Annotated in this window: 14 protein-coding genes; 7 read left to right on the top strand and 7 right to left on the bottom strand. The window is 50.9% G+C overall.

All coding sequences use genetic code 11. The annotated features are described in order from the left end of the window. Positions 1 to 220: 220 nt before the first annotated feature. Positions 221 to 958, top strand: coding sequence for a pyruvate formate lyase 1-activating protein (pflA, locus tag ACFOE0_RS07415; RefSeq protein ID WP_248934798.1), 738 nt, complete (start codon positions 221 to 223; stop codon positions 956 to 958). A gap of 21 nt (positions 959 to 979) precedes the next feature. Here the strand turns inward: pflA and yfbV are convergent, their stop codons facing one another. Beyond that, positions 980 to 1,423 carry a terminus macrodomain insulation protein YfbV gene (gene yfbV, locus ACFOE0_RS07410; RefSeq protein ID WP_248934799.1) on the bottom strand — a complete coding sequence of 148 codons (444 nt, stop codon included), beginning with the start codon at positions 1,421 to 1,423 and terminating at the stop codon, positions 980 to 982. A 187-nt stretch (positions 1,424 to 1,610) separates the two neighbouring features. Between yfbV and ackA the strand changes: the two genes are divergently transcribed. The 3 genes from ackA (at position 1,611) to ACFOE0_RS07395 (ending at position 5,966) form a co-directional block, all read left to right on the top strand. Next, positions 1,611 to 2,810 carry an acetate kinase gene (gene ackA / locus ACFOE0_RS07405; RefSeq protein ID WP_248934800.1) on the top strand — a complete coding sequence of 400 codons (1,200 nt, stop codon included), beginning with the start codon at positions 1,611 to 1,613 and terminating at the stop codon, positions 2,808 to 2,810. Positions 2,811 to 2,905: 95 nt separating this feature from the next. After that, positions 2,906 to 5,041 carry a phosphate acetyltransferase gene (gene pta / locus ACFOE0_RS07400; protein ID WP_248934801.1) on the top strand — a complete coding sequence of 712 codons (2,136 nt, stop codon included), beginning with the start codon at positions 2,906 to 2,908 and terminating at the stop codon, positions 5,039 to 5,041. A 493-nt stretch (positions 5,042 to 5,534) separates the two neighbouring features. Continuing rightward, positions 5,535 to 5,966: a hypothetical protein gene (locus tag ACFOE0_RS07395; protein ID WP_115138137.1), complete on the top strand. Its 432-nt coding sequence runs from the start codon at positions 5,535 to 5,537 to the stop codon at positions 5,964 to 5,966. 595 nt (positions 5,967 to 6,561) lie between these two features. On the opposite strand, the gene ACFOE0_RS07390 is transcribed toward ACFOE0_RS07395, so the two are convergent. Then, a complete protein-coding gene (locus ACFOE0_RS07390) occupies positions 6,562 to 7,476 on the bottom strand; it encodes a class I SAM-dependent methyltransferase (protein WP_248934802.1) in 915 nt (304 codons plus the stop codon). A gap of 71 nt (positions 7,477 to 7,547) precedes the next feature. After that, entirely contained in the window at positions 7,548 to 8,621 is a 1,074-nt protein-coding gene (locus ACFOE0_RS07385) for an AI-2E family transporter (RefSeq protein WP_248934803.1), read from the bottom strand. A 146-nt stretch (positions 8,622 to 8,767) separates the two neighbouring features. Between ACFOE0_RS07385 and ACFOE0_RS07380 the strand changes: the two genes are divergently transcribed. Beyond that, on the top strand, positions 8,768 to 9,658 hold the full coding sequence (locus ACFOE0_RS07380) for a TIGR01777 family oxidoreductase (protein WP_248934804.1): 891 nt from the start codon (positions 8,768 to 8,770) through the stop codon (positions 9,656 to 9,658). Here the strand turns inward: ACFOE0_RS07380 and ACFOE0_RS07375 are convergent. The 4 genes from ACFOE0_RS07375 to ACFOE0_RS07360 are packed head-to-tail and all read right to left on the bottom strand — an operon-like array spanning position 9,655 to position 12,531. Then, on the bottom strand, positions 9,655 to 10,074 hold the full coding sequence (locus tag ACFOE0_RS07375) for a BLUF domain-containing protein (RefSeq protein ID WP_248934805.1): 420 nt from the start codon (positions 10,072 to 10,074) through the stop codon (positions 9,655 to 9,657). The genes ACFOE0_RS07380 and ACFOE0_RS07375 overlap by 4 nt on opposite strands. A 30-nt stretch (positions 10,075 to 10,104) precedes the next feature. Continuing rightward, a complete protein-coding gene (locus tag ACFOE0_RS07370) occupies positions 10,105 to 10,698 on the bottom strand; it encodes a DUF3501 family protein (protein WP_248934806.1) in 594 nt (197 codons plus the stop codon). A 16-nt stretch (positions 10,699 to 10,714) separates the two neighbouring features. After that, positions 10,715 to 12,052, bottom strand: coding sequence for a heterodisulfide reductase-related iron-sulfur binding cluster (locus tag ACFOE0_RS07365; protein WP_248934807.1), 1,338 nt, complete (start codon positions 12,050 to 12,052; stop codon positions 10,715 to 10,717). 59 nt (positions 12,053 to 12,111) lie between these two features. Next, positions 12,112 to 12,531 (bottom strand): rubrerythrin family protein, encoded by a 420-nt coding sequence (locus tag ACFOE0_RS07360; RefSeq protein ID WP_248934808.1) that lies wholly within the window; start codon positions 12,529 to 12,531, stop codon positions 12,112 to 12,114. A gap of 345 nt (positions 12,532 to 12,876) precedes the next feature. Between ACFOE0_RS07360 and ACFOE0_RS07355 the strand changes: the two genes are divergently transcribed. Further along, positions 12,877 to 15,057, top strand: a complete 2,181-nt coding sequence (locus ACFOE0_RS07355) for an OmcA/MtrC family decaheme c-type cytochrome (RefSeq protein ID WP_248934809.1) — start codon at positions 12,877 to 12,879, stop codon at positions 15,055 to 15,057. 247 nt (positions 15,058 to 15,304) lie between these two features. Continuing rightward, positions 15,305 to 15,667, top strand: coding sequence for a hypothetical protein (locus ACFOE0_RS07350; RefSeq protein ID WP_248934810.1), 363 nt, complete (start codon positions 15,305 to 15,307; stop codon positions 15,665 to 15,667). Positions 15,668 to 15,705: the final 38 nt, after the last annotated feature.

The following is a 15,705-nucleotide window of genomic DNA, read 5'->3' as shown; positions in this document are numbered from 1 at the left end:
TCTGACCCACAGAGGGTTAATGCAATTGGTTACCGCCCTTCCCTCACAGAGGGATTCAGCCGTTTAATGCTGTATTGGGCGATTGTTGGGGCTTATGCCCTATGGTATTGCTGACCGTGACAGAAAGCGTTCAAGTCACATCTTTATCGCCCAGGGTTTTCGTACACAGGGCGCCTGTCAGCAATACCTTTAAGTACAACAGTCTCTTTCAGGAGTCACTATGACGATTAAAGGTCGCATCCATTCCATCGAGTCATTCGGAACCGTAGACGGTCCGGGTATTCGTTTTATTGCCTTTATGCAGGGCTGCCTGATGCGCTGTTTGTACTGTCATAACCGTGACACCTGGGATCTGCACGACGGCAAAGAGACCAGTGTTGAAGATTTAATGGGCCAAATCCGCTCTTACCGTGGCTTCTATGCCAATGGTGGCGGCGTAACAGCTTCCGGTGGTGAAGCTATGCTGCAGGCCGAGTTTGTGGCCGAGTGGTTTAAAGCCTGCCACGCTGAAGGTATTCACACCTGTCTGGATACCAACGGCATGGTGCGCAAACATACACCGATTATTGACGAACTCCTCGACAATACCGACCTGGTTATGCTCGACATCAAACAAATGGATGATGAAAAGCATATAATTCTGACAAAAGTAAGCAATTACAGAACATTGCAATTTGCAGAGTATCTGGCAAAACGCAATCAGAAGACCTGGATTCGCTACGTGGTTGTAGGCGGCCACACAGATGATATCGAGTCAGCACGTAAGCTGGCAGAATTCATCAAGCCTATGAAGAATGTCGAGAAAGTTGAGTTGCTGCCCTACCATGAGCTGGGCAAGCACAAGTGGGAAACTCTGGGTGACACCTATCAGCTGGATCATGTGTCACCACCAAGTCGCGAGACCATGGAACAGATTAAAGCCGTCTTTACCGATATGGGCATTAACGCCATTTATTGATATAACTGGGAGCATAAATCACTACAGCTCCTCCCAGTAACTGGCATCCAACCGCTCGAAGGCCGTCTTCAGCAAAAGTGCCATATCAAGGTAACAGGCTTTGGCTCCCAGCGGATGGCAATTAACTCCCATGGCCATAAGTTTGGTCGACAGTTGATTGCCCCAGTCCAGCAAAGACAACGGCAACGGATGGTTTGCACGCCATCCCAGCCAGATCAGTCCCTGCAACGGCAAACTGATAAAGAATAAGGCCAAGGTAAGCGCCTGGGGCAGAAACGCCCATCCATGCAGGAAAAGCTGACTTGCCGCGGCCAAAACGGCTAATCCCGGCATCATTCGGGTGGCCAGTTGAGTAGCGCGGATAACGCGATACTCGGGGAAATAAAACCCCAACTGTCTGACCATAGGCCAGGTCTTCATATAAAGACGACCTTGTTTGATGGTATTGAGAAGTTGTTTGCTCAAGAAAAGACACCAAGAAATTTGGACTGCTGTCGTTAACATAGCACAGGCAGGGGATCTGCCCCAAGCCTCACGCACAGGTTAACCTCAGTGTCCGTCAGCCCTCAGGGCTTTTGTACGGCGCTTCCATCATGAGATGGGAGCCAAGTTAAAGAGTGGTAACACTCACACAATGGCGAAAGGTTTAAACATGTCCAACAATCTGGTTTTGGTACTTAACTGCGGTAGTTCATCGCTGAAATTCGCAATCATGGATGCTGCCACCGGCGAAGACCATATCTCTGGTCTGGCTGAGTGCTTCGGTTTGGAAGACTCCCGTATCAAATGGAAAGCTAATGGTCAGAAGAGCGAAGCTGCCCTGGGTGCTTTCACTGCTCACCGCGAAGCGGTAGAGTTCATCGTAGATAAAATCCTGGCTGCCCATCCTGAACTGGCCAGCAAGCTGCAAGCCGTTGGTCACCGTATCGTACACGGTGGCGAAAAGTACACCCAATCTGTTGTTATTGACGAATCTGTACTGGCAGGTATCGAAGAAAGCGCAATCTTCGCACCTCTGCACAACCCTGCTCACCTGATCGGTATCCGTGCTGCTATGGCCTCTTTCCCAGAGCTGCCACAGGTTGCTGTATTCGATACTGCATTCCACCAGACCATGCCTGAGCAGGCTTACATCTATGCTCTGCCATACAAGCTGTATCGCGAGCACGGCATCCGTCGTTACGGTGCCCACGGTACCAGCCACCTGTTCGTAAGCCGTGAAGCTGCCAAGGCTCTGAACAAAGATCTGAACGACACCAACGTCATTACCTGTCACCTGGGTAACGGTGCGTCTGTAACTGCGGTTAAAGGCGGTAAGTCAGTTGATACTTCTATGGGTCTGACCCCACTGGAAGGTCTGGTAATGGGTACTCGTTGTGGTGATATGGATCCTTCCATCGTTTACCACCTGGTACACCAGCTGGGCTACACTGCAGATGAAGTAAACAACCTGATGAACAAGCAGTCTGGTCTGCTGGGTATTTCTGAGCTGACCAACGACTGTCGTGGCATCGAAGAAGGTGTTGCTGAAGGTCACAAGGGCGCGACTCTGGCTCTGGACATCTTCTGCTACCGTCTGGCCAAGTATGTTGCTTCTTACACCGTAGCTCTGGGTCGTCTGGATGCAGTTATCTTCACCGGTGGTATCGGTGAAAACTCTGACCTGATCCGTGCAAAAGTATTGAACCTGCTGGAAATCTTCAAGTTTGAAGTTGACGCAGAGCGCAATGCTGCAGCCCGCTTCGGTAACGGTGGTGTGATCACCAAAGATGGCAGCCCAGTTGCCATGGTTATCCCAACCAACGAAGAGTGGGTGATTGCTGAAGACTCTATCCGTCTGATCAGCAAGTAATCTGCCCAAGCCACCTGCGGGTGGCTTTTCGAGCAGGCTAAAATAGTTACAGCAGCCCAGTGGCTGCTGTCGCCATTGAAACCAAGAGGTTTTATATGCCCCGCAAGATTATGTTAGTCCCTATTGGCACAGGTGTTGGCTTGACTTCTGTTAGCCTGGGGATGGTACGCGCGCTGGAACGTCACGGCGTAAAAGTACAGTTCTTCAAGCCTATCAGCCAACTGCGTCCACACGACACAGGTCCTGAGCGCTCAACCACTATCCTGAGCAAATCTCCTACTGTTAACCCACTCGAGCCGTTCCAGATGGTTCACGCCGAAGCACTGATCCGCTCTGAGCAGGAAGATGTGCTGATGGAAGAGATCATCGCCCGTGCTGCTGAGTGTGCTGACAACACTGAGACTCTGATTGTTGAAGCTCTGGTTCAGACCCGCAGCCATCCTTTTGCCGACGACGTGAACTACGCCATCGCCAAAGCGCTGGATGCCGACGTGATCTTTGTTGCGACTCCAGGAAACGATTCTCCGACTGCTCTGATGAACCGTCTGGAAATCGCTTACAACTCCTGGGGTGGTAGCGAGAACAAGCGTCTGATCGGTGCCATCATCAACAAGATTGGTGCTCCGGTTGACGACGAAGGTCGTACCCGTCCTGATCTGACCGATATGTTCGATCGTGAAGCGCCAGCGCGTCTGGACTCTTCTGCGATGTTCCAGCTGCCAGGTCAAAGCCCGCTGCGTATTCTGGGTAGCGTGCCATACAACCTGGAGATGATCTCTCCACGTGCATCTGATCTGGCCAAGCACCTGCGTGCCCGCATCATCAATGCCGGTGAGATGAACACCCGTCGTCTGCGTAACGTGACTTTCTGCGCTCGCAGCATCCCGAACATGATTTCTCACTTCAAGCCTGACTCTCTGCTGGTGACCTCTGGTGACCGCTCTGACGTTATCGTGTCTGCCTGTCTGGCGGCCATGAACGGCATGAAGATTGGCGCCCTGCTGCTGACCGGTTCTTACGAGCCTGAGCCAGAAGTCATGGCCCTGTGTGAGCAAGCGTTCGAAACTGGTCTGCCTGTGTTCCTGATCGACAGCAACACCTGGCAAACCTCGCTGAATATCCAGCGTTTCGACCACGAAGTGCCTGTAGACGATGCAGTACGTATCGAACTGGTCCAGGACTATGTGGCTGGTCATATCGATCAGAACTGGATTGAAAGCGTGACTCAGAACTCGCCTCGCGAGCATCGTCTGTCTCCACCAGCTTTCCGTTACAAGCTGACCGAGCTGGCCCGTGCGGCCAAGAAGACCATCGTTCTGCCTGAAGGTGACGAGCCGCGTACCATCAAGGCTGCCGCTATCTGTGCTGAGCGTGGCATTGCCCGCTGTGTACTGCTGGGTAACCCTGACGAGATCCGTCGTGTTGCTGAGCAGCAGAACGTGACTCTGGGTGAAGGCGTTGATCTGGTTGATCCTGAGCTGGTACGTGAGCGTTATGTTGAGCCTCTGGTTGAGCTGCGTCGCAACAAGGGTATGACCGAAGTGGTTGCCCGTGAACAGCTGCAGGACAACATGGTACTGGGTACCATGATGCTGGCTCAAAACGAAGTAGACGGTATCGTGTCCGGTGCGGTTAACACCACTGCCAACACTATTCGTCCTCCGCTACAGCTGATCAAGACAGCTCCAGGTTCAAGCCTGGTGTCTTCTATCTTCTTCATGCTGATGCCGGATCAGGTTCTGGTTTACGGTGACTGTGCCATTAACCCAGACCCAACTGCTGAGCAGCTGGCTGATATCGCCATTCAGTCTGCTGAATCAGCTATCGCTTTCGGTATCGAGCCACGCGTTGCGATGATCAGTTACTCAACCGGTAACTCTGGTCAGGGCAGCGACGTAGACAAGGTACGTGAAGCAACCCGCATCGCTAAAGAGAAGCGCCCGGATCTGGCTATCGACGGCCCACTGCAGTACGACGCTGCGGTTATGCCAAACGTTGCTCGCTCCAAGGCTCCTGACAGCCCTGTTGCCGGTCAGGCTACCGTGTTCGTATTCCCGGATCTGAACACTGGTAACACCACTTACAAAGCGGTACAGCGTTCTGCAGACCTGATCTCTATCGGTCCAATGCTGCAGGGTATGCGCAAGCCTGTAAACGATCTGTCTCGTGGTGCTCTGGTTGACGATATCGTCTACACCATCGCCCTGACTGCGATTCAGGCCACTCAGTAATCTGAGTGACAGACGCAAAAAACCGGCCTTATGGCCGGTTTTTTTATGCCTTTAAGAAATTGAGCTGCGGCCCGGAACACTTGCGAACTCTGACACCAATCAGGCCTCGACAGACAGTACCGCACCGGACACATGAACAAATTTCACGCGATCCCGGTATAAAGACTAAACTGGCTAACTGCTTGATACTGTTGAAAAGTTAAGGTGGAGTAAAAATAGACAGCCGAAAATAACCTTTATTTTCAGCACATTGAGAGGTTTGGTCACAGTCGTCAACAAAGTTGTCCACAGATTTTGTGGATAACAATCCTTGCCTTGGCCTTTCAGAATCCTGCTGTAGCACGTCTTTGTCAAGTCTTTATGATCTTTTTGCGATCTCTGACTCATCCCGCCAGATTACGGCAGGCGTAAACGGGCGGAAGCTAAACTTGATCAATGAGCGCCATATCGCAATACTTGTTATCAGGGAAGTCAACATAACACATGGAAAACTATGCGTATTATTCTGCTTATTACCGCGATGCTGGCCGCTTTTATAACCACAGGGTGTTCCGACGATATCCAGGGTCCCCCCAGTACACCAGAACTCACTTCCAGAGGCTTTTTTGAAGCCATCTATGTCGACCGTAATGTGAAACAGGCTGAACAGTATGTCGATGTCTCCATTAAGGAGTTGCTGCAGCACTATCGTATTGCCTCTTCCGTGCAGCGTCATATGCTGAATCTGTCGATGACCGACGTCACCATTGAGATTATGGAGGTGGATCTGGACTTCTTCCGTAAGTTCAGTGATTCCACCACAGTCGTAGTGAAACTCACCGGCCGCAAGAATGGCCAGAAGTGGAAAGACGACAGAACCCTGAGACTGGAGAAGCGTAAAGGTATCTGGGTTATTACCGAGATCGTCCCGGAGAAACTGCGCTAACATTAGCCCGTTTGAATCACACATAAAAAAACAGCAGCCGAGGCTGCTGTTTTTTTTGCTTGTTCTGCTGGGTCTACACAGATACAGAGGCGACTTGGAGTGGGTCAGTTCCAAGTCAGGTTTGTGGAATTAATCCAGAAAAGCTTCTTCATCCATATCAACAGGCAAAGACTCGATCACTTCGTCCTGAACCTGATAATAGGCGTTTTCGTACTCTTGAATTTCCATCACAACTCCATACTTCGTCGGGAACAGAGGCGTGCCTATTTTTGGTGACACTTTGCCTTGTTGGGTGCACATAAAACTCCTTTAGCGCACTTCAAAGTCTAACACCAACCCGCACAGAGTTACAGAAAACTTTCAGTTTCGGTATACAAAAACGCCTCAAATCGACATAAACCACTGAAAAATGCCCAGCAAGAAGCCGCAACCATGAAAGTCTTTCAGGTTAACAGGTCAAATTTGACTAAGTAAGTTGAAACAACTCAGCCTTCAAGACATCAGGCGTTAGGCACTAATAAACAAAAGCCCCCTGCTACCCAACGTCCGGGATAGCAAGGGGCTTTGTTAAGCTCGCGTTCTGCCAGCTTAAATCCTAGCTTTCCGCCAATTTATATCTGAGCACCTTGAGGGACTTCTCCTCATCGATATCCGCAAACACCTCAGGGTTGGGCAAACGCTCGACAAATGAAAGTGATGGCGCGGCATCCTGCACCTGATCTTTCAGGAAGTCAGTGTTCAGCTCAGGCGCATTCAGGCAAAGCAGCAACTCCGCATCAGCATTCAACAGTTCAGGCAGTTTGCGCAGCAAGCGAACATAGTCCTTGGTCGCTACAAAACTGCCCTTTTGGTTACTCGGCGGATCGGCAATCACAAGATCATAAGGACCATACTTGCGCAGCTTACCCCATGACTTGAAGATATCATGGCCCAGATAGCTGACGTTTTTATCAAAGCCATTGAGATGGTGATTCTGCTTACCGGTCGACAGTGCACCTTTAGCCATATCTATATTCACCACGGCCTCAGCGCCTCCGGCCATCGCCGCAACCGAAAAGCCACAGGTATAGGAGAACAGATTCAACACCCGCTTGCCTTTGGCATTGGCCTGTACCCAGGCTCTCCCTTCACGCATATCCAGGAACAAACCGTGGTTTTGACCTCGCATCAGGTGGATATTGAAGCGATTGCCATTTTCTTCAACCACATGCTGCCAGGGCACCTCTCCGGCGATGACCTGAGTATCTGTCTGGCCACCGGCACGATATTGATACACCAGGTTCAAAGGCTGACCCTGACCTACTCTTTGCCAGAAGGTTTCAAGCGCGGAAATAAGCTGTTGCAGCGGTTCCTGTTCAAGCGGTCTGAAACTGGTCAGCAGCAAGACAGGGGCAAACCAGTCCAGACACAGATGTTCAGCGCCGGCATACTTGCCGCCGCGACCATGGAAAATACGGCCGGAATCACTGGGCAACTCCAGCGTCGCAAGTTGTTCAATAAATGCGTGCATAAGGTCCAATCATAAAAAAGGCCATGGACAATCCATGGCCGGAAACTGGCAGCAAGATACCACAAATCACCCTATTGGGCTTGTTCTGCCTGCTCTACCTTGTCACTCTCATCCTCACTGACTTTATCAGACAGCAAAATCGCCAGCCATTTACCACTGTTGCTGGACTCAAGTGCAATTTTCACAATCATGGTTAAGGGCACTGACAACAGCATACCCACACTGCCCAGCAACCAGCCCCAGAAGATTAACGACAGGAATACCACCAGAGTAGACAGACCCAGGCCACGTCCCATAAATTTGGGCTCAACAATATTGCCCATCACGGTATTCACCCCAAGGTACAAACCTGCCACAACACCGGCCTGGGCCGGGCCCAATTGCAAAAACGCCAGCAGTACTGCGGGCACGGCCGCGATAATAGAACCTATATTGGGAATATAATTAAACAGGAAAGCCACTACGGCCCACAGCAGCGCGTAATCCACCCCTATGATCCATAGGCCTATACCCACAATCACACCCGTGGCGACACTCACCAGGGTCTTTATCACCATATACTGATTGATGGACTGAAGTACCTTATCAATTTGCTGCAAACGCATATCCGGGTCATCCAGGGCAAAATGCAGTTTTTTGGGCAGATCCGATGCCTCAAACAACATAAATACTATGGTCAGAATAATCAGGAAAAGGTTGGCCATCACATTGCCCACACCTGAGAGCATATTGGTGGTCATCGACAGCGCCATTCCAGGGTCAAACAACGCCAGCACTTTCTCTTTGGAGATCTGAATATTGAACTCTCTGAGTTTATCCAGAACCCAGGCAAACTGTTCAACCAACTGGCTTTGATATTGGGGTAACTGACGGGAGAAATCATTGATACTGCTACCGACCACAGATGCCAGCCAAAGCCCCATCAACACGATGAACACCATCAGCAGGGACACAGCCAACAATTTGGGAAAGCGGTAACGTACCATCAACTGAATAACCGGATTACAGATCACAGCGATAAAGGCTGACAGCACGAAAGGAACAACAATAGCGCTGGCTGCCTTGATACCAGCCAGAATAATGACCAAAAAGGCCATGACGGCAAAGCCCCGATAGGCGAGTGATGCGCCTTCCAAGCGATTCATTCTCTTCCCCTTTGATTTAACAGCCGGTAGCGGCAGAATTGGAATATACTGCTACAGTGCCAATAAATCAGGTAATTAGCCAGCACAGATATGATCCGGATTCGCGGCTGGAAGGTAGTGAAATGAAAACAGGAGCAGAGGCAGGCATGAAGATTTTACTTACCGGGGGAACTGGCTTTATCGGTCAGGCGCTGATCAAATTATTATCTCCCAGCCATGAGTTAGTGGTGCTGACACGCAATGCCAATAACGCTCGCCGCGTTATTCCTTCGACAGCATGTATAGAGACGCTCGATAACATAGATAACCTTGATGGCTTTCAGGCTGTCATTAACCTCGCCGGTGAACCCATTGTAGGTAAACGCTGGAGTGATGCCCAAAAGCATCGACTGTGCCACAGCCGCTGGGATCTCACCGCCAGACTTGCCGGGTTAATCAAAGCCTCGCAAACCCCGCCTCAGGTGTTTATCAGTGCTTCCGCCATCGGCTTTTACGGTATTCACGACACCACGCCCCTGACAGAAAACGCCAAGCCCAATCCGGATTTCGCCCATGACCTTTGCGCCAAATGGGAAAACCTGGCCCTGCAAGCTGACGGCGAACAGACCCGGGTTTGTATCGCACGAATAGGTATTGTCCTCGGAGCCGATGGCGGCGCACTGGCGAAAATGTTACCCGCCTTCAAGCTGGGATTGGGGGGTCCCATAGGTCATGGCGAACAGGGAATGAGCTGGATTCATCTCGATGACCTGCTGGGTATGATTCGCTTTATGCTGGAAACTGACTCTGCCCAGGGGGTATACAATGCCACCGCCCCGGTCCCGGTCAGCAACAGAATTTTCACCCAGACCCTGGGCAAGGTGCTGCATCGCCCCGCTTTTCTGCCAGCTCCGGCATTTGCACTCAAGTGTATTCTGGGGGAAAGTGCCATGCTGCTGACAGAAGGCCAGTACGTGGTGCCCAGCAAAGCCACCATTGAAGGTTTTGAATTCGAATTCTCCCAATTGGAACCTGCCCTGGAAGATATTCTGGCTTAAGCCTGATCTTTGAAGTAGAGCAGTATCTCCACCGACGCCGCTTTCATCTGCTCCAATGCAGAGGCATCAAACCTGTCAGACATAATATCGGACAGGCCAGGCAACTGCTCTTCATCCACACTCTCAGCATTCACAAAGCCCATGCTCCAATCGGTGAAATGCCGCTGGGACAGATGCTGAGAATAAAGTTGGGTGACCCGGCCATGCCTGGGGTCTTGTCGCACCTTTTCATAGAGCTGAAGCACCTGCTGCTCTTCGCCTTCCAGCAGTTGCAGGAAAGAGCCATTACGATACAGCAGCATCCCGGTAATGCCGACACGCTCATTGTTAGCTCTGGCCTCGACCAACAGGGCTTTTAAATCCCTTTCCACCATAGGGCTCTGGGCCCGGGACATATACACAAGTTCAAACAACATAGAGCATCCTGCCTTATCTGTGTCCATTTGCTATTGGAAGAGTCTGGCTTCCAAATCTTCACTTAATGCCTGCCTGCCGGCATTGTCTACCAGGGTGAAATTGGGCTGCACATGGTGAGTGTCAATACCTATCATTAACTCCTCTCCGGATTTCAGCCCATGAATATCAGCATCAGACAACTCAAACCTTAAAAAGTGTACGCTTGAGGTTTTCTCGTCGTTTTCCCGCTCCAGATCTTCGTCGGCTATGGCAAAGACCTGAGGATGTTCGGCCACTTTAAGCCACACCTTATGTTCCGCCCCTTTAAGCAGCGCCAACATACGCTTTCTTTGCTCGACATCTGTGTACTCAAACATCAGGGTTGCCTTAAGGTTACTGCCGTTGGGGATTAAAGGGTTATAGGCATCCAGCTCCTCCTGAATACCTTCAGCTTCGAAGATCCGCTCCACTCTGAGCATCTCCTGGATCTGATATTGAATCGTGATTTTATCTTCAAACAACAGCCTGACATGGTCACCGATGGTAATGTGGCGGTGACGTTTGTGGTCCATCACCCTGGCTCTGAAGTCATTGCGCCTGACTGCATATTCTTCCAACGACCATAAGTCTTCTCTGGTGAGCATTTCTGCCTCCTTAAATTCACAGTCCATAGGCTTGCCTGAGCAAGGTCATCGGATGCACAGGTTGCTGGCCGGATTTGGATAGATGGGTAATATGAGTCGCTGCCATGGGGCAATCACTGGCGACATGGGGCGAATTAAGTTGCTCCAACTTGCGAACCACTGGCCGCGCAATTTTGACCGAAGCATCACGGGTTTCCACCTTCACGGCATAAGTGCCGTCGTGGCCAGAGCAGCGCTCAATCGCATTAACATTGGTGTCGGGGATCAGTGCCAGCACGTCCCGGGTTTTCAAGCCAATGTTCTGAACCCGCAAGTGGCAGGCCACATGGTAGCTGATGTCGCCCAGCCCCTGCTTGAAATCCAGCTTGAGACCACTGCCTTTGTGACGCAGAAACAGATACTCAAATGGGTCATACATGGCTCTTTGTACCTTGAGCACATCCGGGTCATCGGGGAACATCAAGGGCAGCTCCTGCTTGTACATCAACACGCAGGATGGCACGGGTGCGATAATATCAAACCCCTCATCCACCAGCTTTGCCAGGACCGGAATATTGGCCTGTTTTAATTTGGCCACTGACTCAAAGTCCCCCAACTCCAGTTTCGGCATACCGCAGCACTGCTCTTTCGGCACCACTTCAAGGTGAATATCGTTGTGCTGAAATACTTTAAAAAAATCTTCCGCCAGATAGGGACTGTTGTAATTGCCGTAACAGGTGGCATACAGGGCAACCTTGGCCGTGGTTTCGCCAATGGCATTAACCTGAGTCTCCTGTTCTGGTCTTGCGAGTATGCGGGCACGCTTTCTCAGGGTGTTGGAGTCATATCCAGGCAAAGGCGCCTCATGATGAATCCCCAAAGATGATTCCAACGCTTTGCGGAACAGGCCATTCTTATTGCTGGCATTGACCACAGCGCTGATTACCGGGGTCGAGGCCATCTTTCCCATGGTGTCTGTGCTGGTGATCAGCTTGTCCCGGAAGCGGGCACCCTGTTCCTGAAAATGCACCGCTTTGGCTCTGAGCATCAGGTGGGGAAAGTCTACCTGCCACTCATGGGGGGGCACATAGGGGCACTTGCTCATGTAGCACATGTCACACAGGTAACATTGATCCACCACCTTGTGATAATCCGCCTTGTCGACCCCGTCTACCTCCATGGTCTCTGACTCATCAACCAGGTCAAACAACACAGGAAAAGCATTGCACAGGGAAACACAACGGCGACAACCATGACAGATGTCGTATACCCGCTCCAACTCCTTGTTCAATGCCTCACGATCGTAAAACTCCGGGGTTTGCCAAGCTATGGGATGTCGGGTTGGGGCCTCCAGGCTACCTTCTTTTTTACTCATATCCATCTCCGGCAGAAAAAGTCAGGGAGCCGAAACTCCCTGTAGATAATGACGGGATATCAGGCGTCCAATTGATCCAACGCCTTTTGAAAGCGGTTGGCGTGACTTCGCTCAGCTTTGGCCAGGGTTTCAAACCAGTCAGCAATTTCATCGAACCCTTCATCTCTGGCAGTTTTTGCCATCCCTGGGTACATATCTGTGTACTCATGGGTTTCACCGGCAATAGCAGATTTGAGGTTATCTGAGGTGCCGCCGATTGGCAGACCGGTCGCAGGATCCCCCACCTCTTCCAGATATTCCAGATGCCCATGGGCGTGACCGGTTTCACCTTCAGCGGTGGAGCGGAATACTGCAGCAACATCGTTGTAGCCTTCGACATCGGCTTTTGATGCAAAGTAGAGATAACGGCGGTTGGCTTGTGATTCGCCCGCAAAGGCGTCTTTGAGGTTTTGCTCAGTTTGTGATCCTTTCAGTGACATGTTTCTCCCCCCACTGAATTGATGGTTGGTGAGTGTCACAGATCAACGTCTCATCTGTGGCGTGGATAGCTATGGCTCTTTTAAAGCTAGACCCATGATTAAAATTTATACAGATCAATTTTCCGATTAGTTCAATCCAATATTCAGATAAACCAAGTCGATAGCCGGATCATGCAAATCATTGCCGCGATAATTCGCCGGATAATTTTCAACATGTTTACCAAAATAACGCCGGATATTTGCCCGGATTTTTCTTTGAAGCCCATCAAACACCCTGTTATTTCAATGAGATAAAGTCTCATTGTTCATTTATGAAAATTACAATTCCTAAAGGGAGAATGAGCAATGAGATGGAGCAAACGTAATCTGTGGGTAGTTATGGCCGGAGCACTCGCTCTGGCCGCCTGCGATGGTGAAGATGGAAAAGACGGTGAAGACGGCAGCCCGGGTATCCCAGGCGGTCCCGGAGATCCGGGCGCAGTAGGCCTTCATATTGATATGGCCAATGAGGCCAATGCCAACATCACATCGGCAGTGATAAACGATGGTGTTATTACCCTTGAGTTTGAGTTAACCAACAATCAGGGAGTTGGCCTGTTTGGTCTGGACGGCGACAACCCATTCCACGACTTTCGTTTTTCCATTGCCCAAATGGCAGTGGACGGAAAATTAAAGCAGTGGCAATCCCTGTTGAACGATGCCACCAACGACGACGCCACCACCTTTGAACAGGGTTTTGAGAAAATTAAAGATTGTCCGGACTGCCTGACAGATAACAAGGATGGCAGCTACAGCTACACCTTCCAGACAAACCTCAACACTTATGTAGACGCAGCAGGCATCAGCTTTGACCCGGCCCTGACCCAGAGAATTGCCATCGAAATGCAGTTCGAATACGACTCAGGCCATGAACTTGCCGAGAATGCCCACTATGACTGGATCCCCGCCAGTGGCAGTCAGGATGGTATCGAAACCCGTCAACTGGTCACTATGGAAACCTGCTACACCTGCCACCAGCCCGACAGCCTGAAGGCCCATGGTGGACGCAGACTGGATATGGAAAACTGCCAGTCCTGCCACAATGGCATAGTGTCAGATCCCAACGGCGTGTCTGTCGAACTTGGTCATATGGTCCACGCAATTCATATGGGGCCAAACCGGGAAGGTAAAGATGCCAATGGTGATATCGTTCCCATGCCATACACGGTGCAGGGCTATGGTGGTGCACATGCCTTTGATTATCCAATGTTCCCAACCAAGCCTTTTATGGATTGTCAGACCTGCCACGTCGAGGATGAGCAGCTGGCCGATATGGCTCTGTGGAAAGAGAATGCCAACGCCAACGCCTGCACCGGCTGTCACACTGACTCTCCGGCTCAGCACGGCAATGTCACTATTCCTGAAGAGATGACCTGTATTCAGTGTCACGGCGGTACTGACCACACCAAGATGAACGCGCCATACGATGCAGCCAAAGGCTTCGATGTATCGGTCACCCAGGTCACTGTAACACCTGCAAATCTGCTGCAATTTGATGTCACCATCATGGATGCACAGGGCAATGCTGTCCCGAAAGAGCAGGTCTATCAAAAGGGATACAGCAACCCTTATATGGTCGTCAGCTGGGATGTTGAGAAGGATTATCCTGAGTCAACCGGCTCCGGTGAAACTCTGGGAACCACCTATGACCACAGACGCTTCAGCCTGATTGGTGATGGTTCAACTCAATACAATGAGCAAACCAGAGTATTCACTGTCACCACAGAGAAAATGAAGGGAGACAAGACTTATACGCTGGCACTGCCTGCGGACATAGCCGAGCGCTCACTGGAAATCCTGCCAGTGCTGAAAGTGTGCTTCGCCGGTAAGACAGATCAACTGACCGACTGTAGTGCAGAAGATGCCTACCCTGCCTATGTGCAAACCGACGCTTACCGCGCTTTCCTCGGAGACCCGGACAAGCAGGTAGCACAGCGCAGAAGCATTGTTGATAACGCCAGGTGTCACGACTGTCACAGCGCTGAGTTCTATCACGACTCAAACGGCGTGAACTGTATCTCCTGTCACGTCAATGACAAGAACCTCAAGTCTGCCGGCACCGACGACAAGGGTAAAGAGATGTTCAAGCCCACCAACTTTATGTACAAAGCCCACAAAGCTGAAGGCCATCACAATGGTCATGGCGGCAGTGGTACTGTGCTGAAAACCGACTGTACCACCTGTCACTCTGCAGAAGAGGGATGGGGTGGTATGAACTATGGCTTTGAGTTGGGACGCAACGGCGGCGCAGCCCTGGCCTTCCCGGAAGACATCTACACCAACAATACCTGGTTTGCCTCCGCGGATGTGGGCTCTTGTTTGAGCTGTCACCAGAAGTATATGTCTGAAGCCGGGTTTGCCCATATGCGTAATAACGGCGGATATTTTGGTCCTGAAAAGACTGAAGCTCAAAACGCCAAAGAGGCCTGTGCCACCTGTCACTCGCCTCAGAAACTGATGCAACATCACGGTCATTCTCTTGACTGATGTGCACCCCGTCCGGGTTGCAGGATAATCCGGACTTTTCCTGCAATTCCAAGGCGCCTTCGGGCGCCTTTTTCATCCAGATCACATTTACAACATAAAAACATGACAGCCTCCGGGACAATACATTTAAATAACCCTAAAGGAGTATTTGCAATTCTCAATGGCGGAATTCGAAAGTCACAGAGAGGTAACATGGACCGGCTTGTCCCAATACAGACAAGGGTCCCCGGATTGCGGAGGTAGCAGTATGAGTCAGGACAATGGACTGGCCCCACTTGAGGCGGTCAAAGAGTATGCCTTTATCAATCACAGAGCGGGTAACAAGCAGCGAAAGCGGATATGGGAACTCACCCTGCCGGAGTGCCGTAGCAGAGCCAAAATTCATGAAAGCCCGGGTGACGATGATAATGAACGCATACTAACGCTTAAACTGGGCAAAAAGGTGTTGGACCTGACCCGAATACAACCCGGCTGCTCCCGCTTGAAAGTTCCGCTCAATAAAGTGAAGTCGGTTAAAGCTCACTTGCTTGATGCTGTGGCGCAGGGGCTGTTTGACAGTGAACTGCTCACCGCTCAACAACTGCTGCAGCCAGGGTCCACCGCCAGTTGATACCCGCGGCTCGCTGTTAACGGCAACCTCCCCTCAAT

Origin of the sequence: Shewanella submarina, from assembly GCF_042646185.1 — a bacterium.
Classification (GTDB): Bacteria; Pseudomonadota; Gammaproteobacteria; order Enterobacterales; family Shewanellaceae; genus Shewanella; species Shewanella corallii.
Note: the sequence above shows the minus strand (reverse complement) of the source record. Positions and strands in the feature narration are given on the sequence as shown.

Coding starts and splice junctions, on each gene's coding strand:
- pflA (WP_248934798.1), top strand. CDS start 221: ATGACGATTAAAGGTCGCATCCATTCCATCGAGTCATTCGGAACCGTA.
- ackA (WP_248934800.1), top strand. CDS start 1,611: ATGTCCAACAATCTGGTTTTGGTACTTAACTGCGGTAGTTCATCGCTG.
- pta (WP_248934801.1), top strand. CDS start 2,906: ATGCCCCGCAAGATTATGTTAGTCCCTATTGGCACAGGTGTTGGCTTG.
- ACFOE0_RS07395 (WP_115138137.1), top strand. CDS start 5,535: ATGCGTATTATTCTGCTTATTACCGCGATGCTGGCCGCTTTTATAACC.
- ACFOE0_RS07390 (WP_248934802.1), bottom strand. CDS start 7,476: ATGCACGCATTTATTGAACAACTTGCGACGCTGGAGTTGCCCAGTGAT.
- ACFOE0_RS07385 (WP_248934803.1), bottom strand. CDS start 8,621: ATGAATCGCTTGGAAGGCGCATCACTCGCCTATCGGGGCTTTGCCGTC.
- ACFOE0_RS07380 (WP_248934804.1), top strand. CDS start 8,768: ATGAAGATTTTACTTACCGGGGGAACTGGCTTTATCGGTCAGGCGCTG.
- ACFOE0_RS07375 (WP_248934805.1), bottom strand. CDS start 10,074: ATGTTGTTTGAACTTGTGTATATGTCCCGGGCCCAGAGCCCTATGGTG.
- ACFOE0_RS07370 (WP_248934806.1), bottom strand. CDS start 10,698: ATGCTCACCAGAGAAGACTTATGGTCGTTGGAAGAATATGCAGTCAGG.
- ACFOE0_RS07365 (WP_248934807.1), bottom strand. CDS start 12,052: ATGAGTAAAAAAGAAGGTAGCCTGGAGGCCCCAACCCGACATCCCATA.
- ACFOE0_RS07360 (WP_248934808.1), bottom strand. CDS start 12,531: ATGTCACTGAAAGGATCACAAACTGAGCAAAACCTCAAAGACGCCTTT.
- ACFOE0_RS07355 (WP_248934809.1), top strand. CDS start 12,877: ATGAGATGGAGCAAACGTAATCTGTGGGTAGTTATGGCCGGAGCACTC.
- ACFOE0_RS07350 (WP_248934810.1), top strand. CDS start 15,305: ATGAGTCAGGACAATGGACTGGCCCCACTTGAGGCGGTCAAAGAGTAT.